Below are 17,361 nucleotides of genomic sequence, written 5' to 3' on the forward strand. Positions count from 1 at the left end.
GGCGGCAAACATCAGCGCGCAACCCTGCCCAGTTGATGTCATTTTCTTGGCCGCCTACGCGGCGGAAAACCGCCTGAAGATGTACTATCCGACCAAGGAAATTCTTTTGGCCGCCTACGCGGCGGCAAATCAGCGCTCCGGCCATTGCCACAAGCAACCGAATCTCTTGGCCGCCTACGCGGCGGCAATGGGGTGGCCAAATGCAGTTTGGCCCCAACAGCACGTAACAGACGCAGAATCCATTCTTTTGAGAGCCTGTGACCTGCCTGACAGTAGGCCCCGGTCCCAGGTGAACAAGGTGGTTTTCCTTGTGCAACCCTCTCCGCAACGACCTGGGCAACCGCCCAGCAACAGGAATGATCCGGGCTGAGCACCTGGGCAATGAAAGCAGCCAGGGTCACGACAGGTGAGAACACCCGGTCACGGAATGTCGCTTTTTGCTCCTCCAGAATCTGGAGTATGAACCCGGACGACAACACATCCCCGAAGGGCAAACCTTCCCTGAGGGGGAAAACGCGATTTCAATGTGGCTGCAAGTCATCCTTGTATGCCGATATTTTTCCTGTTGGAATGGGTCCTGGGCGTGAGATCTTGGGTTAAGATTAATTTTAATGATTATTTATATTATATTCGTGCGCAAAAAAAATCGGGAAAGCCCTGTTCCCGGATGGGCGAGGTGGAGCCTGTTCCCGATGTCGCTCAAGCTGGATATCGTGATGCGTCGCCCGTGGCGCGCGGGGTCGGCGTGCCACGGGGAGGCGTCAAGCGAAGGGGATCACCGATACCCGTGGTGGCGGTGGTGGTGGGGCGGGGTGTAATCGGATGCGCCGTCGCACTGGGCCTGGACGCGGCAGGCGTGGCCGCCGGTGGCCTGGCGGCAGCGGCGTGCCACGGCGTTGACGGCGGCGTTTTTGCTGCGGAAACCATCGCTCCAGACCCAGGCGCCACCGTGTTTCGGCCAGCCGATCGCGGCGCAGGTGTTGGAGAAGCGTCCCGCGATCCGACAGCGATGGCCGCAAGCCTGTATCGCCTCGCGGTCCGCCTGACGTTGGGTGGGGAAATTGGTCACCATGGATTCGCGCCGGCCCCGTTCGTCGATGGCGATCGCGCCGGCGGCCAGAAGATCGCCCGAGATCAACAGAAGCACCAACAGAATCAAGCGTTGCGCGATGGAAGGGGACATGGGGCTCCTCCTGGCGAATACGGTCGGATCAAGATTGATGGGAACCTCCAGCCGTGAAACGCGCCACGGGTGGGGTACGGGCCAAGTCTGGCGAAAAATGGGTCGGTGTGCCTGATCGAGCCTATTCGCTCACCACGCTGATCGGAGTCAGTACCGGGGAGAGCGGTTCCACCACCCGCGTCAGGGTCGAAGAAGGAATCTCCGAGGCCATGGCCGGGGGGTCCTCGTCCGAATCGACGTGTTCGGTCTCCAGGGCCGCGGGCGGGTGCTCCTCGACCGGTTCCGACTCCGGTTCCGGCGCGGCGGCGCGGGCGGCGGGCGGGGTGGTGGCGGGTTTGCGGGCCGGACGGGTGGCCGGTTCGACCGCGCGGGCGGCGGGCGGCGGCTCGACGCTCTTGGCGGGCTGACGTGCGGCAACCACTGGTCCCGCCACGCAGGGGGAGCGTCCGGCCTTGCGGCAGTTGGCGGTCAGAACCGTCTGACGCCATTCGCCCAGCGACACGAAACGGTAGTTCTCGCGCTCGGCGGCGGCCAGCACCGCCGGCAGGGCGCGCAGGGTGTTGATGTGCGGGCTGTGGAACAGCAGCACCGCGCCCGGATGGAATTGACGAATCACGTTTTTGGCCATGATCTCCGGGGTGATGCCGGTCCAGTCGCGGGAGTCGATGGTCCAGAGCACGGTCTCCATGCCGTGATCCTTGGCGGTATGCACCAACCGGTCGTTGAACTCGCCATAGGGGGGACGAAACAGGGTCAGTGGCACGCCGAGACGGGAGAGTGCCTCCTTGCCCTGGCGGAAGTCGCTGCTCAGGTTTTCGGACGAGAACCAGCTCACCCGTTGGTGGCGGAACGAGTGGTAGCCGATCTCATGCTTGTTCGCATGCACCTCCTTGACCACCTCCGGGAACAGCTTGACCTTGCTCCCGATATAAAAGAAGGTTGCCGGGATTTCGTGCTTCTTGAGGAGCGCGGCGACCTCCAGATCCCGTTCGTCCGGTCCGTCGTCGAAGGTGAGCGACATGATCCGCTCTTCGGGGAGCGAGAGGGTATCGACGGACATCACCACCTCGCCACCCGGATAGAGAAACCGGGGGGTGAAAGAGACGTTGGCGTATTTGACGCCTGCCTTCGACTCCTCGCTCTTGCCGTGCGCCACGGAAAGGGGCAGCACGGAGACGATCAGAAACCAGAACAGCGCGAGATTTCGCGCCAGGGCATGGGAATTGGGCATGATGAACGAGCGAAGGGCCACTTTAAAAAGAGTCAGGATGGATGTCGAATGTGTAAAGAGGCTGTCCGATCCATGCCGAACAGCCGATGCGGGCCAAGGGGCCAGTCATCGTGCGAAGCACTGGGTGAAGCAAGGGTTGAGAGTTTTTTTCGAAAATCGTGCGCATCCGGGTGATGCCGTGGGGGGGCTGATTGAACCGCACCCAAGACGACTCGAAAAGAGCAAACATCATACCGATTCCCACGCTGGATGACAAGCTGTCCTGACCCGTGGGGAGAAAGTTGTTTTTTGAGATTTCCAAAAAAAATGGATCAGACCAGATCCTGGGCGTGCCAAATGCAAGGAGATGGTTTCCTTGCGGGTCGGAGACGTGCTAATCTATGGAAGGGTGTGAGTCCGAAGGCCATGGAATCTCCGGGCCGTCCATTCGTTTCTCTTTTATTTCTATCATTGCCTTGAATCTACAGGAATACCACGGTGAACTGTTCCCAATGCCAACTGGACAACCGTCAAGGTGTCAACTACTGCACCCGTTGCGGTTTCCCCATGATCGCCGTCTGTCCCCACTGCCGCGCCCCGCGTGCCCTGGAGGATCACTATTGCGGCGAATGCGGCATGCGTTTGCCAGTTCCCTCCACCAGTCGCGTGGCGACGCCGACCTCGGCCATGATGGTTCCGGGTGCGGTTTCCGCCGCCGGTGGCTCCCAGACCACCCCGGTGCCGCTGGAGTCGGAACGCAAGAATGTCACGGTGCTCTTCGCCGACATCTCCGGCTTCACCGCCATGAGCGAAAAGATGGACCCGGAAGAGGTCACCAACATCATGAACGGCTGCATGAAGATGCTTGCCGACATCGTTCACCGCTACGAAGGGTATGTGGACAAGTTCATCGGTGACTGCATCATGGCCATCTTCGGCGCGCCGGTCACCCACGAGAACGATCCGGAACTGGCCCTGCGCGCCGCCCTCGACATGCAAAAAGAGATGGAGGAGTACAATACCCGTCTCCAGGGGCGCATCGAAAACCCCCTCGCCCTGCATACCGGCGTCAACTCCGGCATGGTGATCGCCGGTGGGGTGGGATCGGACAAGAAAATGGAATACACCGTCATGGGCGACACGGTGAATCTCGCCGCCCGGCTCGAATCCCTGGCCAAGAACGGTCAAACCTTCGTCTCCGGCTACACCTACAACCTCACCCGCCAGCACTTCGAGTTCATCCGCCACGACCCCATCAAGGTCAAGGGCAAGAAGGATCCGGTGGCCGTTTACGAAGTGGTGCGCGCCAAGAGCCGCCAGGAACAGAGCAACGATACCGGCCAGCCGACCACCCCGCTGGTCGGGCGCGGTCGCGAAATGGAGACCCTGCGCGCCTGCATGGAACGCCATGCCAATGGCCAGGGATTGGTCACCTTCCTGATCTCCCCGGCGGGCGTGGGCAAGAGCCGCATCCACCAGGAACTGAAAAAACAGTTCCTCAAGGGCGAGCGCATCCAGGTGCTCGAGGGGATCTGCCGCTCTTTCAACCGCGATACCAGCTACGCGGTCTTCATCGAACTGTTCCGCCAGATCTTTGACATCGATTCCGAGGATCTCGAGGAGTCGATGACCAACAAACTGGTCACCAACCTGCCCCTGCTGCTCGGCCTTAAACCCGAGACCCTCTCGGAGGAGGCGCGGCGCGCCATGGTGTTCATCGGCGCGGCCATGGGCCTGAAATTGGGGGCCGAGTTCGACGTGCCACTCGACAAGATGAGCGCCCAGGAGATCAAGATGGGGATCTTCCGCTCGGTGGGCTGGTTCCTCCAGTCCCTGGCCGCGCGCAAGCCCCTCATCCTCACCCTTGAGGATCTCCACCTGGCCGATGCCACCTCCGTGGAGTTGATCGCCTCGTTGTTCGAAAGCGTCAAACAGGCGCCGATCCTGCTGCTGCTGCTGATGCGTCCTCAGCCGGAACACCCCTCCAACAAGCTGCCCCTCATCGCCGACAAGGAGCTTGACGACCTCTCCATCGAGATCCAGTTCAAACAACTCACCCCCGCCGAGTGCGATGAGCTGACCCGCCGGCTGCTTCACTCCGACGAGGTGCCCGAGTCGGTCCTGCACCTGATCCGCAACCGCGGCGACGGCAATCCGATGTTCATCGAGGAGATCGTGCGCAACCTGGTGGAGGAGGGGATCGTCGAACTGGTCCCCGGCGAGGCGCCGCGCATCATCAAGAATCTCGACGAGGTGACCATCCCCTCCTCGATCCAGGGGATGTTCATCGCCCGCATCGACAAACTCCCGGCAGACCTCAAGGAGGTGCTGCTCACCACCGCCGTCATCGGACCGGTGTTCCGTCTGTCCCTGCTCCAGAGGCTGTTCCACAACACCGACCTGGAACCAGGTCTGGCCAAACTGGTGGAGATGGGCTTGATCTTCGAGTCCAAATCCTTCCCGGAGATCGAATACAGCTTCCGCAACATCATGATCCAGGAGGCGATCTACTCGATTCCGCTCCACAAGAAACGGCGCGAGCTGCACGCCGCCGTGGCCAACGAGATCGAAACCCTCTACGCCTCGCGTCTCGACGACCACTTCGAGATCCTGGCTCAACACCACCTGCGTGCCGACAACGCCGACCGGGCCTATTTTTATCTGGTCAAGAGTGGCCTGAAGGCCCAGGAGACCTATGCCAACACCGCCGCCCTCGCCGCCCTCGACAAGGCGGTCGAACTGGGTCGCAACCTGCCGAATCCCGCCATTCCGCTCTTGACGACCCTGGTGGCCCTCTCCGAGGTCCAGGAGTTGTGCGGCGAATTCACCCTGGCCATCAAGAGCCGACGCGAGATCATCGCCACCATCGTCGATCCATTGATCCGCATCGACCACATGCGCCGCATCGGTCGGCTGCACGAGAAACAGGAGAACCACCAGGAGGCCATGACCGTCTACGAGGAGGCGCATATCGAACTGGCCGCCTTCCCGGATTCGGTGGAGATGGGGCTGCTGCTGACCAATGAAAGCTGGATCCTGAACCGTCTCGGCCAGCGCGAAGAGGCGGCGGCACGGGCCAAACGGGCTCTGGAGATCTTCGAATCCCACCACGCCAAGGAGCAGATCGCGTTGGTCTGCAACAATCTCGGCGTGATTTTCGAACATCAGGGGGATCTCCAGCAGGCCCTTGAGTACAACCAGAAGAGCTTGAAGATCTTCTCCGAACTCGGCGACAAGCGGCAGACCGCCAACCTTTACCTGTCGCTGGGCTTCTTGCAGGAGAAGATCGGCAACCTGGAGGAGGCGCTTAAATTTTTCGATCTCTCCCACGAGATCATGCAGCGCATTGAAAATCCCTTCGGCATGGGTACCGCCCTGATGCGCAAAGGGGCCTGTCTGAACCGTCTCAACCGTCTCACCGAGGCCGAAAAGGCGCTCAAGGAGGCGTTGCGCATCCACCGGCAGCTCAATCTGACCCGCAAGGTGGTCTCCAATCTCTGGACTTTGTGCGAGCTGCATCTGGCCATGGGCGCCCCCTCGAAGGCCCGCAAACTCATGGAGGAGGCGCGCGCCATCGCCACCGCCAACGACGATACGCCCGATCTGGCGCAGTGCGCCCTGATCGAGGCGCGCATCCGCATCCAGGAGCACGGCGAGCCGGAAGAGGCGTTCCAGGAGGCGATCCGGCTCTATCGGCTGTGCGGTCGGCATGCCGTTGCCGAGGCCGCCGAAAAAGAGATGGAACGACATCGCGTCGAGTCGGGTGGTCCGGGGTGAGGCCGGAACGCGAACGTTCCCTTGCACGACAGGAATGAAGCGACCACCACGGGGGAGCGGGGATCAACACCCGTTCCCCCGTGTGCGTTTGGCGCGGCGTCTCGTCGCGACCGGCAAACGATCGGGCGGTGAGCGTCCTTCCCGTGTGCGTTTGGTGAAGTGCCACGCGCCCCCTTGGCCCGTTCCGTTCAATCAGGAGTCTCCCACCATGCCGATGCGCTGGAATCCCGAGATCCACCCCGATGAAATTACCCCGGAGGGGTTGTTCCGACAACGCCGCCAGATCATGCGCGCGGCGGCGGGGGTGGGGGTGGGCGCGCTGCTGGGTCTGGATCCCTGGCATGCCCTGGCCGCCGCGGGGAAGGATTTGCCCGATGTGCGTTCCGGCGTGGTGACCACTGCCGACAAAGAGACCCCGTTTCTGTCTGCGACAACGTACAATAATTTCTACGAGCTGGGTCTGGGCAAAGAGGATCCGGCCAAATGGGCCGATCATCTGGTGGTCGATCCCTGGAGTGTCACGATTGACGGCGCGGTGGGGCGTCCGGGACGGGTGGCGCTCGACGAGTTGTTGCGACCCCATCCCCTGGAGGAGCGGGTCTACCGTTTGCGCTGCGTGGAGGGGTGGTCGATGGTGATCCCCTGGGTCGGATTTCCGCTGGGCGATCTGTTGAAGCGATTCGAACCGGGCGGCTCGGCCCGTTTTGTCGCCTTCGAGACCGTGCACGACCCGGAGCGTCTGCCGGGGCAGAGCCGCGACATCCTGGCGTGGCCCTATCGGGAGGGTTTGCGGTTGGACGAGGCGATGCATCCTCTGACCATTCTGGCGGTCGGCATGTACGGCAAGGGGCTGCCCAATCAGAACGGCGCGCCGCTGCGCCTGGTGGTGCCGTGGAAATACGGTTTCAAGAGCATCAAGTCGATCGTGCGCATCACCCTCACCGAGGAGCAGCCGGTCACCTCCTGGAACGCCCATGCGCCCGAGGAGTATGGCTTTTATGCCAATGTCAACCCGGCGGTGCCGCATCCGCGTTGGGATCAGAGCAAGGAGCGGCGCATCGGTACGTTGTGGCGACAGGATACCCTGATGTTCAACGGTTACGGCGAGCAGGTGGCCAGGCTGTACGAGGGAATGGATCTGACACGGAATTTTTGACCACGGAATGGTTGACGGGAAGGTTTTGGATGGTCTCGAGGTCGGTTTTTTCACATGACGCGTTTCGAATCTTCTGGTACGGGAGGATTCTGGGCAATGTTGCGACCTTCATGCAGGGTGTGACGATCGCCTGGTTGGTCTACGCGAGCGCGCGCCGTACCCTCGATGAGGCCGAGAGCATGTATCTGGTCGGCTTGCTGGGTCTGGCGCAGTTTCTGCCGATGTTCCTGCTGGCTCTGGTGGCGGGGGCCATGGCGGACCGTCACGACCGGCGTCGGATTCTCCTGGGATGTACCCTGGTGCAGTTGGGGTGCGCGGTGGGGTTTACTGTGGTTTCTGCCCAGTCCGAGGCATCGATCCCGACGATCTTTTTTCTGGCTGGTCTGTTCGGGGCGGCGCGTGCTTTCGAGATGCCGGCGCGCATGGCGTTGACCCCGGCGTTGATCCCTCGGGAGATCCTGCCGAACGCCATCGCCTGGAACACCCTCGGGGTGCAGGGTGGCATCATTCTCGGTCCGTGGCTGGGTGGGGTGTTGTGTGCGTTTTCTGCCACTTTAGCCTGTGCGACGGCGTTGGGACTCTATCTGCTCTCTTTGGCGGCCATGTTGCGACTGCTTGCCATGGTCATCGACGCGCAGCCCCGGAATGGCGACGGGTCGCGCCTGGTGATGATCCGCGAGGGGTTGGTTCATTTGTGGGGCAGTCGGGTTGTGTTGGGGGCGATCTCTCTTGACCTGTTTGCCGTGTTGTTGGGTGGGGTCACCGCGTTGTTGCCGGCCTATGCGCGCGATATCCTGGAGATTGGACCCGAGGGGTTGGGATTGTTGCGCACCATGGTGGGTCTGGGTGGCGGCGGGATGACGTTGTGGTTGGCGTGGCATCCGATCCGGCGTCATATCGGGGTGTGGATGTTGGGTGGGGTGGCCGCGTATGGGTTGGCGACGTTGTGGTTTGCCTATTCGCGGGAGGTGTGGGTGTCGATGTTGGCGTTGATGTGCATCGGTGCGACGGATTCGGTATCGGTATTCGTGCGGCAGAATCTGGTGCAGATTTTGACCCCGGATTCCATGCGCGGGCGGGTGTCGGCGGTTTCAGGTCTTTTTATCAGTGCTTCCAACGAGTTGGGGGAGTTCGAGAGCGGCATGGCGGCTCGGTATCTGGGGGTGGTGGGTTCGGCGGTGTTCGGAGGGGTTGGGGCGTTGGTGGTGACCGGGTTGTGGGCGCGGTTGTTTCCGGGGTTGCGCAAGGTGGACCGGTTGTCGTTGGTGGGGTAGGGGATGGGGGAGCGGGATGGGTCCAGGTCATGACGGGGGAGCGGGTTGGTTTCCAGTCATCACGGGGGACGGGGGGGCGGTTACCGCCCCCGGTGGGATCCAAGGGCAAAGCCCTTGGGACTTTGATTTTTAGCGCGCTCTTCAAAAAAAGCATTTTTTCGCGCTTTTGGCGAAAAAACGCTGCGCGCGCCTTGGCTGCGGCATCGTTTCGCGCTTTTGGCGAAACGATGCCGTGAACATGGCACGGAGTCAAGCCGCCGAAGGCGACGCGTCTTCCGCGGGCTGTTCGTCCCCTCCATTGCCCTGACGGGCAACGTCCATGGCTCATTGCTCCAGTATCCACCCGCCGCGGCATTCCCCATGACCGAACCCGACATCAACCGACAGGAGTATCCGGAATGATCTCCCGCCTGACCTGGATGATCGGCGTGTTGCCGCTGGTGTGGCTGGTGGCCCGTTTTTTGGTGGTCGGGCCCGGCGTCAATCCGGTGGAGACGGTGATGCGTTTTTGCGGGGATTGGTCGCTGTGGTGGTTGCTGGCGACTTTGGCGGTCACTCCGGCGCGGCGTCTGCCGGGGTGTGGCGGGATGATCCGCTGGCGGCGTGCTTTTGGCCTGAGCGCCTTTTTTTATGCCGTGCTCCATCTGGCGGTGTACGCGGTGTTGGACCACGGTCTGGCGTGGGCGCCGATCTGGAAGGATCTGATGAAACGCCCGTACATCACCTTGGGTTTCGTGGCGTGGGTGCTGTTGGTGCCGTTGGCGATCACCTCGACGCGTGGCTGGATGATCCGGTTGGGACGGTATTGGTCGCGCCTGCACCGTCTCATCTACCCGGCATCCCTGCTCGCGGTGGCGCACCATTACTGGATGGTCAAGGCCGACACCCGGCTGCCCCTCGTCCACGCCGCCATCCTGGCGCTGCTGTTGGGCTGGCGGCTGGTGGCGCGGGTGCGGGCTTCCGCTTGAGAAGGCGCGACGGCTTTATTTTTGCAGGCCCATGGGTTAAGGTTTGCAGAAAGATTGCACGCGGTTTCTTTTTACCATGGAACTCCCGAAGGGAGGTCCATGGTGCGGGGGGTGAGGGGGGGCTCCCCCCATCATGCAAGTTAGCGGTGGCCGAAAAATCTCCGCAATTCCCCACCAACCAGGTTGAATGTTCAGATGCTGATCGAGTTTACCGTCGCGAATTTTCGATCGATCCACGAGCCGATCGTGCTGGACCTTTCGCCAGTGCGTCAGATCGGGCGCCTGCCGGAGAATGCGTTCCCATCCGGGCTCAAGCAGCAACCGCGCCGTCTGCTGCGCACCGCCGTGGTGTATGGTCCCAATGCCTCGGGCAAAAGCAACCTGATCCGAGCCGCCCATTTCATGCGCCATTTGGTGTTGAATTCCAATCGCAAAGAGGCGGATGCCCCGCTTTTTGAAGAGCCCTTCCTGCTCAATCCTCAGGCCAGAAATCAGCCAGGCCAATTCGAGATGATCTTTGTCGCGAACCGGGTGCGCTATCAGTATGGCTTCGAGGTGGATCGGCAGAGGGTGGTACAAGAGTGGCTGTATGCCTTTTTGCCAAAGGGAGCCAGGACGATTTTCACCCGCGCCTATCAGGCCGATGAAGATCGTTTTGAAGTGGAGAGCGATCTGGGTGCTGGAATCGTGGATGCGGTGCAATCGCTGCCCGAGGATTGGTTGGCTTTGACCAGACTGGGACAGCAGAAACCAACGCTTTGTCTTGAACTGGATGCGGTTTACAAGTGGTTTCACGGTAAATTGCTTGTTTTGGTTCCTGATAAAAAGATTGATTTTTCAGAAACCATCAATATTTTCAAAAACACTTCTGGACGTCAGTGGGTTTTGGATTTTTTGAAAGCGGCTGATCTGGGTATTGAAGATCTGGCGTTGGATGATGATCAAGAATTACCCGAAGATCTGTTGTCCGCCATCGTAACTGACTTTATTCAAAATCCTCCCATTGGATTTCCATCAAAGGTCCGATCGCAATTGGAGGATGCGATCAGAGAGAAAGATTATAAGCGAATTTATGGGATTATTAAAATAAATCAATGGACATTAAAAACAATTCGAACAGTTCCCGCATCTGGAGGAAAAGTCTCATTTGAAGTTGGAATGGAGTCCTCCGGAACGATTCGGATGCTTGCCCTGGCTGGGCAATGGAAAACCATGTTGGATAAGGGGCAGGTTTGTTTCCTGGATGAGATCGAAGAGGGCCTGCATCCCAGATTGGCTCGATTTTTATTGGAGTTGTTTCAGGAACCGGCTGCGAATCCCAATAATGGCCAGTTGATTGTTGCCACGCACGAGACGAGTTTATTGGATCAAATCCTGCTGCGTCCGGATCAGGTGTGGTTGATGAACAAAAAGCGCGATCATGCTTCGCATTTTTATGCGCTCTCCGACTTTGATCTCAAGGGGAGGGGCGGGAACCTGCAACGGGATTATCTGGATGGTCTGTTCGGAGCCGTGCCCATGGTGTTGCGTAAGCAGCGGTTGTCGGAGATGGGCGTGGAGCACGGCGGGGAGGCATCATGAGCAAGATGAGAGCCCCCAAGCCGCACGCGGACCGTCGGGCAGGCGGGCGGGGGAAAAGCAGAAGGTTGTTGATCTTGTGCGAAGACACCAATAGCGGCTTCAGCTATTTGGATGATTTGGTGCGTGCCGAGAAGCTGTCAGGTGTGAAAGTGCAGCCCCCCAGAAAGCCTTACACGGATCCGTTGAGCATCGTCCGGCAAGTCAGGGATGTGCAGGGCAGGAGAGATTTCGACGAGGTGTGCGCCGTATTCGACGGAGATTGCATTTTGCGAGGTGGAGCAGAAAAAAATCGGTTCGATCAGGCGATTGCTCAGGCCCAAACGGAACCAGCCATCGAGGTGTATGTTTCCGTCCCATGCATCGAATTCTGGTTCATTCTGCACCAGGGCTTGACCGATGCGTCTTTCAGCAATTGTGACGAAGCGTGCCAGCGGTTTGGCCAGCAGGTGGGCATGGTCTACCAAAAATCCAATCCCAAGGTGTTCGATCTCTTGAAAAAGCACTATCCCAACGGTCAGAGTCAGGCGATCAGAAACGCACAACTGTTGCGCGAACAGCAACAGAAAATACGCTTTTCCTCCCCATCGACCGAAATCGACCGGTTGATTTCAAGGCTCGAAACGTTCCCGATTCAATAAATTCCCGTCACTTGCAGGCGCTGGGCAGCAGCCTGGCCGGCAGGGCGGTGGGTTCGGAGCCGGCGCTGCACTGCCAGGTGGCACCGCCATCGCGGGTGCCGAAATGGAGGGTCTTGCCGGCGATCTTGGGATTGGCGGTCTTGGGGTCAAAGGTGGTCCGCATCTCCAGGGCCACCGCCGCGCCGTCGGGAGCCGGAGGGGCCGAAAAGGCGATCGAGGCGATATGGCGGCTGCGCTGGGTGGGGTGCAGCTCATCCGGGTTGGCGGGAACGCTCCCCTTGGCACGATGATGGGCGAGCAGCGCATCTTTCATGCCGGTCATCACCGTGACCGCCTCCTTGGCCTGGGCACGGGCATCGTGCTCCTGATAGGCGGGATAGGCGACCGCGATCATCAGCACGACGATCGCGATCACGATCATCAGCTCGATCAGGGTGAAACCGGCGTTGGCGCGCATCCGTCCGTTCATTTTTCCACTCCCCACGATCCAACCAACTTGCGGATGGGGGAAACCCTCATCCATTTTCCGTGGAACCTCCTTCCGGAGTACACCGGACAGCCGTTTCCCGTGCCTTCTTTTTGGCCCGAAAGCGTTCGTTTGTCAACATCATCCTGGGATGGACGTCAATCTGAATCCGATGTTTTTTCGACCAGCAAACCAAAAACACCCTGCTCGTTCCAAGGTTCCGAGACCTTGAATCCCTGATCGCGCAAGGTGCGCGGAACATTCATCAACGGCTCGCCGCCACTCAGCCGGACCCGCAGGGTCTGACCGGATGCCATGGTCTCCAGACGCAGCTTGACGCGCACGAAGGTCATGGGGCAGGTGTCGGCGGTGATGTCCAGAAAGGCGTCGGCCTCCTGGTCGGACGGGGCGGAGAGCTGCCGCGTCCGGTTGGCGGCCTCGTGGCGGGAGGCGGTTCGGGCGCAGACCGGGCAATCGGGTCGTTTGCGGCGTGGCCGACGATCCGGTTCGCCACGGGTCACATCCAGGGCCAGGGCGTGATCCCACACCGCGCGATCGCCGATGTCGAGCAGATACTTGATGGCCTCGGTGGCCAGGCGCGTGCCGGACAACCCCTGCCACAGAGTGGCCCATGGGGCCGGTGGTTCCGAAGGGTCCGGCGGGGGCGCGCAGGCGAGACACGGCAGGGCGGGATCGAGGCTGGCCCTGGATCCGCTGATCCAGGCCAATCCGTCGGCATCACACCAGGTGGTCAGAAGCGGGATGCGGGCCGCATGACAGGCGCGATGCCGTTCCGGCCACCCCTGATCCAGATCGATGACCAGCTCCAGGCCGGCCAGCCAGGTGTCGATGGGCGTATCGACACCGGCGCATGCGATGGTCACCGTGGGATTGAGATCCCTGGCCCAGGCCAAGGTCGGCTCGATCCGTGTCGGATCCGGGTGGCGGATCCGCAGGGTGCCGATGCCGGCTCCGGCCAGATAGAGCAGGGTGGTGACCAGGATCTCGGAGTCGGCCACCAGGCCCACCACGGCCCGATCGAGTCGCATCTGCCCCTGGCCGCCGATCTCTTTGAGGATGATCTGTCGGGAGTAGCGTTCCGCCCACTCCGGCGCGCGGGCATCGCGGGTCATGCGGGGGGCAGCTCGGTGGAAAGATAGCGATCGGCCATGTCCGGGATGATCACCACCGCCCGTTTGCCGGAAAATTCCGGTCGGCTGGCCACCTGCAACGTGGCCGCCAGGGCCGCGCCACCGGAGATCCCGCAGGCGATCCCCTCGCGGGTGGCCAGCAGTCGGGCGGTCTCGATGGCCAGATCATCCCCGCAGCGCACCACCTCGTTGATCAGGCTCCGGTCGAGCACCGGCGGGACGAATCCCGCGCCCAGCCCCTGGATTTTGTGCGGACCGGGCATGCCGCCGGAGAGAACCGGCGAGTTGGCCGGCTCCACGGCCACCACCCAGAGATCGGGCAGGATTTTTTTCAAGGTTTGCGCCATGCCCGACAACGAACCGCCGGTGCCGACTCCGGCGACCAGCATGTCGAGTTGGCCATCGGTGTCGTCGAGGATCTCCCGGGCGGTGGTTTCGGCGTGAATCCGGGGGTTGGCCGGGTTGTCGAACTGGTTGGGCATGAAGCCGTGTTTCTCTTGCCGCAAAAGCTCCTTGGCCTTTTGGATCGCGCCGCGCATTCCCTCCTTGGCGGGTGTGAGCACCACGTTGGCACCGAGCAGGGCGAAGAGTTTGCGTCGTTCCTGGGTCATGGAATCCGGCATGGTGAGGATGAGTTTCAACCCCTTGGCCGCGCAGATTCCGGCCAGGGCGATGCCGGTGTTGCCCGAGGTGGGTTCGATCACCACCGTTTGGGGGTTGATCTGCCCCGCCTGCTCGCCGGCCTCGATCATGGAGAGGGCGATGCGATCTTTCACCGAACCCATGGGATTGAAATACTCCAGCTTGGCGAGGATCTCCACGGGCAGATCGCCATGCAGACGGTTGACCCGAACCAGCGGGGTATTGCCGATGGTCTCGGTGATGTTGGCGAGAATTTTGTGTCTCATGTCGGGTCGGATCCGGGTTGGAGTTGGCACGCGCAATGGGAAGCGGGTCGCAGGGGAACCGTGCGACGCCTGCCGCGCAGGGCATCGATCGTCAGCAGACGGTTCCACAGGGGGCGACCGGTTCGATACAACAGTTTAACCGCCTCGAGGGCCATCAGCCAACCCACCTCGCCGACCAGGGAACCGAGCGCCCCTGCGTTCTGGCAGGTGGCTCCCTCGGTCTCGGGCGGTCCTCCGAACAGACAGCGCAGACAGGCCGAGCGTCCCGGATCGATGGTCAGCAGTTGACCGGTCATGCCGATGGCTGCGCCGTGCACCAGCGGAAAACGGTGGCGGATGGCCGCGTCGTTGGCCGCGAAGCGGGTGGCGAAGTTGTCCGAGGCATCGATGGTCACCGTCTGGTGACGCGCCACCTCGGCAATCGCCTGCGGGGTGTCGAGCCGGGCGCGCAGGGTGGTGACGGTGCATGCCGGTTGTCGGGTGGCCACGCGAGCCGCGATCGTATCGGCCTTGAAAGCCCCCAGGTCGCGCATGGTGAAAAGAATCTGGCGGTGGAGGTTGGAGAGGGCGATCCGGTCGTCGTCGGCGATCACCAGCCGGGTGATGGGCGAGCCAGCCAGGGCCAGCGCCACCGCGCATCCCAGACCTCCGGCGCCGATGAGCAGCACGCCATCCGGCGCCGTGCCCGCGTTCATATCGAATAGGTGATCCGGTCGCAGCTTTCGCTCGGCACGCCGCCGCGAAAGGCGCGGGTGGTCAACTCCTCGATGGAGACGGTATCCATCATCAGCAGGATTTTTTCCTGGAACTCCCCCCACAAGGGTCGGATCACCACCCGACCGATCGGACCGGTGGCCGCGTCCGGGGGGAGACCCGCTTCGCTGGATTCGGCCACGTCCATGACCACGCGGGCGATGTCGCCCACCGAGATCCGTGCCCGTTCCCGTCCCAACAGATAGCCGCCGCGCGGACCGCGTACCCCCTTGAGGATCCCGGCGCGCACCAGACGTTGCATCACCTGTTCCAGATACCGTTGCGGCACCCCCTGACGACTCGTCACCTCGCGGATTTGCACCGGTTCGCCCGTGGAGTTGTAGGCGATATCCGTCACCGCCTCGATGGCGTAGAGCAGTTTTTTGGAGAATTTCAACATCGTCGTTCATCCCTTGGGGTTGCCGTGGAGTTCCGTTCGGAACCCGCACGGATGGGGGCGGGGGCCCCGCGATCATGTCGGGTTACAGCGATCCATGCGCGGGTCCGGAACCCGCGGATGGTCCAGCCAGTCGGCAACCGCCGCGATCAGCCGTTCGGCCACCAACTCCTTGGACAGGAGCGGCCAGGGATCCTCGAGGCCATCGCGACCGATGAGGGTCACGGCATTGGTATCGGTGCCGAAGCCGCTTCCGGGTGCGCTCACGTCGTTGATCGCCATCAGATCGCATCCTTTGCGGAGCCGTTTTTCCCTGCCGCGTTCCAGGGCCTGACCGGTTTCGGCGGCGAATCCCACCACCACCCGTTGTCTGCCGTCGCGCAAGCGGACTCCGCTCCAGGCCGAAAGCATGGCGAGGATGTCCGGATTGGGCGCCAGGGAGAGGGTGAGATTCCCAGGTTCGGCCCCTTTCTTGATTTTATCCGTCTGGCGCGTTTCGGGTCGGTAATCGGCGACCGCCGCGCTCAAGATCGCTGCGTCCGGGCCGGTCTGGCCGCACCGGTTGCGCAACCAGACGCTCAAGACCGCTTCGAGCATGTCGCAAGCCGAGGTGACCGGATGGAGCCGGACCCCCAGCGGTGGGGCGAGGGAGACCGGACCCTGCACCAGATCCACCTGGGCTCCGGCGCGCAGGGCGGCCCGGGCGATCTCCCAACCCATCTTGCCGGAGGAGTGGTTGGTGAGATAGCGGACCGGATCAAGCTCTTCACGGGTCGGACCGGCGGTGATCAGGATGCGGCGTCCGGCGAGGATCTTGGGTGTCAGCGCCCGACGCGCGGCCTCGAGGATCGTGGCCGGTTCGGACATGCGCCCCTGGCCATCTTCGCCGCAGGCCATGGGGCCGGTTTCCGGCCCTGCGAAGAGGATGCCATCCTCCCGCAGGGTCAGGACGTTGCGACGGGTGGCCGGGTGTTCCCACATGGCCGGGTTCATGGCCGGCGCCACCAGCACCGGTCCGCGCCGGGCCAGCAGCAGGGCGGTCAGAAGGTCGTCGGCCTGACCCTGGGCCATGCGCGCGAGCAGATTGGCGGTGGCCGGGGCCACGATCAGCAGATCCGCCTCCCGCGCCAGGCGGATGTGATCCATGCCATCGGGCTCGCTGGGCGCGAACAGTTCGGTGCGGGCGGGGGTGCCGCTCAAGGCTTGCAGCGTCAGTGGCGTGACGAAACGCAGCGCATCCGGGGTTGCCACCGGGGTGATCGCGGCGCCGGCCTCCCGCAGACGACGGATCAACTCCAGACACTTGTAGGCCGCGATGCCGCCACCCAGACCGATGACGATCCGTTTGCCGTTCCAGAAATTCAAGGGTTGCCCTCCCTTTTGATGGAGATCAAGAAAAAAATTATCCATTTTTTGTATGTGCAAGTCAATTTCTTTTTCACGTTCCTGTGTTGGTCAACCGGTTTCTTCAAAGAAGGGGTGCGGAGAGTCTGGTATAAAACGACGAATTGAGGCATTGTGTGCTATTCGACGGTTGGTGCAACGAGGGGCAAATTCCGGAGGCGGCATGGGTGGAGGTGATGGCATGACCTGGCTGGTGTTGATTGGTGGTGGGTTGTTGACGCTGTTGGGCGTGATCAAGATTGTGGCCAACAGCGCCCGTCTGTTGATTTGGATGCTGGTGCTGCTGGCCGGATTGGTGGGGCTGACCCAGGGATTTCGGCACCATCCCGAGGTGTTGGACCGGATGGGACTGCCCGCCGGATGGTCGGAGAAGATCCGGTCGTTCGTGCAGCGGGATTGAGCGCGATGCGGATGGCGTGATCCGGGGAGAGGGGGTCCCCGGATCGAGTGGCGCGGATTGTAATTATTTAAGTTGTTGATCGACAAAGCATGAAT

15 protein-coding genes are annotated in these 17,361 nt (G+C 61.7%); 7 read left to right on the plus strand and 8 right to left on the minus strand.

All coding sequences use genetic code 11. The features are described 5' to 3' along the window. Positions 1 to 775: 775 nt before the first annotated feature. Together ACOY6C_RS01230 and ACOY6C_RS01235 are read right to left on the minus strand one after the other, a co-directional pair. Positions 776 to 1,183, minus strand: a complete 408-nt coding sequence (locus tag ACOY6C_RS01230) for a DUF4189 domain-containing protein (RefSeq protein WP_420903655.1) — start codon at positions 1,181 to 1,183, stop codon at positions 776 to 778. 121 nt (positions 1,184 to 1,304) lie between these two features. Then, the gene (locus ACOY6C_RS01235) at positions 1,305 to 2,414 is read right to left on the minus strand and encodes a polysaccharide deacetylase family protein (protein ID WP_420903656.1); all 1,110 of its coding nucleotides are present in this window, start codon (positions 2,412 to 2,414) and stop codon (positions 1,305 to 1,307) included. A 477-nt stretch (positions 2,415 to 2,891) separates the two neighbouring features. On the opposite strand from ACOY6C_RS01235, the gene ACOY6C_RS01240 reads away from it, so the two are divergent. The 6 genes from ACOY6C_RS01240 to ACOY6C_RS01265 all read left to right on the plus strand — a co-directional run bounded on the left by ACOY6C_RS01240 (position 2,892) and on the right by ACOY6C_RS01265 (position 11,787). Then, positions 2,892 to 6,170 carry an adenylate/guanylate cyclase domain-containing protein gene (locus ACOY6C_RS01240; RefSeq protein WP_420903657.1) on the plus strand — a complete coding sequence of 1,093 codons (3,279 nt, stop codon included), beginning with the start codon at positions 2,892 to 2,894 and terminating at the stop codon, positions 6,168 to 6,170. 208 nt (positions 6,171 to 6,378) lie between these two features. Next, on the plus strand, positions 6,379 to 7,326 hold the full coding sequence (gene msrP / locus ACOY6C_RS01245; RefSeq protein ID WP_420903658.1) for a protein-methionine-sulfoxide reductase catalytic subunit MsrP: 948 nt from the start codon (positions 6,379 to 6,381) through the stop codon (positions 7,324 to 7,326). Positions 7,327 to 7,355: 29 nt separating this feature from the next. Further along, positions 7,356 to 8,600 (plus strand): MFS transporter, encoded by a 1,245-nt coding sequence (locus ACOY6C_RS01250; RefSeq protein ID WP_420903659.1) that lies wholly within the window; start codon positions 7,356 to 7,358, stop codon positions 8,598 to 8,600. 398 nt (positions 8,601 to 8,998) lie between these two features. Beyond that, a complete protein-coding gene (locus ACOY6C_RS01255; RefSeq protein ID WP_420903660.1) occupies positions 8,999 to 9,568 on the plus strand; it encodes a protein-methionine-sulfoxide reductase heme-binding subunit MsrQ in 570 nt (189 codons plus the stop codon). Between the two features lie 195 nt (positions 9,569 to 9,763). After that, positions 9,764 to 11,149 (plus strand): AAA family ATPase, encoded by a 1,386-nt coding sequence (locus ACOY6C_RS01260; RefSeq protein ID WP_420903661.1) that lies wholly within the window; start codon positions 9,764 to 9,766, stop codon positions 11,147 to 11,149. Then, the gene (locus tag ACOY6C_RS01265; protein ID WP_420903662.1) at positions 11,146 to 11,787 is read left to right on the plus strand and encodes an RloB family protein; all 642 of its coding nucleotides are present in this window, start codon (positions 11,146 to 11,148) and stop codon (positions 11,785 to 11,787) included. The genes ACOY6C_RS01260 and ACOY6C_RS01265 overlap by 4 nt, the downstream gene beginning before the upstream one ends. Positions 11,788 to 11,794: 7 nt before the next feature. Here ACOY6C_RS01265 and ACOY6C_RS01270 read toward each other — a convergent pair whose 3' ends face one another. The 6 genes from ACOY6C_RS01270 to coaBC all read right to left on the minus strand — a co-directional run bounded on the left by ACOY6C_RS01270 (position 11,795) and on the right by coaBC (position 16,827). Then, positions 11,795 to 12,256 carry a pilin gene (locus tag ACOY6C_RS01270; protein WP_420903663.1) on the minus strand — a complete coding sequence of 154 codons (462 nt, stop codon included), beginning with the start codon at positions 12,254 to 12,256 and terminating at the stop codon, positions 11,795 to 11,797. 155 nt (positions 12,257 to 12,411) lie between these two features. Continuing rightward, positions 12,412 to 13,386 (minus strand): sulfurtransferase TusA family protein, encoded by a 975-nt coding sequence (locus tag ACOY6C_RS01275; protein ID WP_420903664.1) that lies wholly within the window; start codon positions 13,384 to 13,386, stop codon positions 12,412 to 12,414. Further along, complete coding sequence (cysK, locus tag ACOY6C_RS01280) at positions 13,383 to 14,312, minus strand: cysteine synthase A (protein ID WP_420903665.1); 930 nt, start codon at positions 14,310 to 14,312, stop codon at positions 13,383 to 13,385. Before cysK ends, ACOY6C_RS01275 begins: the two co-directional genes overlap by 4 nt. Continuing rightward, positions 14,309 to 15,007, minus strand: a complete 699-nt coding sequence (locus ACOY6C_RS01285; protein WP_420903666.1) for a HesA/MoeB/ThiF family protein — start codon at positions 15,005 to 15,007, stop codon at positions 14,309 to 14,311. Before ACOY6C_RS01285 ends, cysK begins: the two co-directional genes overlap by 4 nt. After that, positions 15,004 to 15,465, minus strand: coding sequence for an RrF2 family transcriptional regulator (locus ACOY6C_RS01290; RefSeq protein ID WP_420903667.1), 462 nt, complete (start codon positions 15,463 to 15,465; stop codon positions 15,004 to 15,006). The genes ACOY6C_RS01285 and ACOY6C_RS01290 overlap by 4 nt, the downstream gene beginning before the upstream one ends. Before the next feature lie 72 nt (positions 15,466 to 15,537). Beyond that, positions 15,538 to 16,827, minus strand: a complete 1,290-nt coding sequence (gene coaBC, locus ACOY6C_RS01295; protein ID WP_420903668.1) for a bifunctional phosphopantothenoylcysteine decarboxylase/phosphopantothenate--cysteine ligase CoaBC — start codon at positions 16,825 to 16,827, stop codon at positions 15,538 to 15,540. A 202-nt stretch (positions 16,828 to 17,029) separates the two neighbouring features. Here coaBC and ACOY6C_RS01300 point away from each other — a divergent pair, with 202 nt between their 5' ends. Further along, positions 17,030 to 17,266, plus strand: a complete 237-nt coding sequence (locus ACOY6C_RS01300) for a hypothetical protein (protein ID WP_420903669.1) — start codon at positions 17,030 to 17,032, stop codon at positions 17,264 to 17,266. The last annotated feature ends 95 nt before the right edge of the window (positions 17,267 to 17,361 follow it).

This window comes from Candidatus Magnetaquiglobus chichijimensis (genome assembly GCF_045865675.1).
GTDB lineage: Bacteria > Pseudomonadota > Magnetococcia > Magnetococcales > Magnetaquicoccaceae > Magnetaquiglobus > Magnetaquiglobus chichijimensis.

What these genes read in the sequence shown, in the direction of transcription:
- cysK (WP_420903665.1), bottom strand. Translation starts at nt 14,312, where the DNA reads ATGAGACACAAAATTCTCGCCAACATCACCGAGACCATCGGCAATACC.
- ACOY6C_RS01275 (WP_420903664.1), bottom strand. Translation starts at nt 13,386, where the DNA reads ATGACCCGCGATGCCCGCGCGCCGGAGTGGGCGGAACGCTACTCCCGA.
- ACOY6C_RS01235 (WP_420903656.1), bottom strand. Translation starts at nt 2,414, where the DNA reads ATGCCCAATTCCCATGCCCTGGCGCGAAATCTCGCGCTGTTCTGGTTT.
- ACOY6C_RS01300 (WP_420903669.1), top strand. Translation starts at nt 17,030, where the DNA reads ATGGGTGGAGGTGATGGCATGACCTGGCTGGTGTTGATTGGTGGTGGG.
- ACOY6C_RS01285 (WP_420903666.1), bottom strand. Translation starts at nt 15,007, where the DNA reads ATGAACGCGGGCACGGCGCCGGATGGCGTGCTGCTCATCGGCGCCGGA.
- ACOY6C_RS01250 (WP_420903659.1), top strand. Translation starts at nt 7,356, where the DNA reads ATGGTCTCGAGGTCGGTTTTTTCACATGACGCGTTTCGAATCTTCTGG.
- ACOY6C_RS01255 (WP_420903660.1), top strand. Translation starts at nt 8,999, where the DNA reads ATGATCTCCCGCCTGACCTGGATGATCGGCGTGTTGCCGCTGGTGTGG.
- msrP (WP_420903658.1), top strand. Translation starts at nt 6,379, where the DNA reads ATGCCGATGCGCTGGAATCCCGAGATCCACCCCGATGAAATTACCCCG.
- ACOY6C_RS01265 (WP_420903662.1), top strand. Translation starts at nt 11,146, where the DNA reads ATGAGCAAGATGAGAGCCCCCAAGCCGCACGCGGACCGTCGGGCAGGC.
- ACOY6C_RS01290 (WP_420903667.1), bottom strand. Translation starts at nt 15,465, where the DNA reads ATGTTGAAATTCTCCAAAAAACTGCTCTACGCCATCGAGGCGGTGACG.
- ACOY6C_RS01260 (WP_420903661.1), top strand. Translation starts at nt 9,764, where the DNA reads ATGCTGATCGAGTTTACCGTCGCGAATTTTCGATCGATCCACGAGCCG.
- ACOY6C_RS01230 (WP_420903655.1), bottom strand. Translation starts at nt 1,183, where the DNA reads ATGTCCCCTTCCATCGCGCAACGCTTGATTCTGTTGGTGCTTCTGTTG.
- ACOY6C_RS01270 (WP_420903663.1), bottom strand. Translation starts at nt 12,256, where the DNA reads ATGAACGGACGGATGCGCGCCAACGCCGGTTTCACCCTGATCGAGCTG.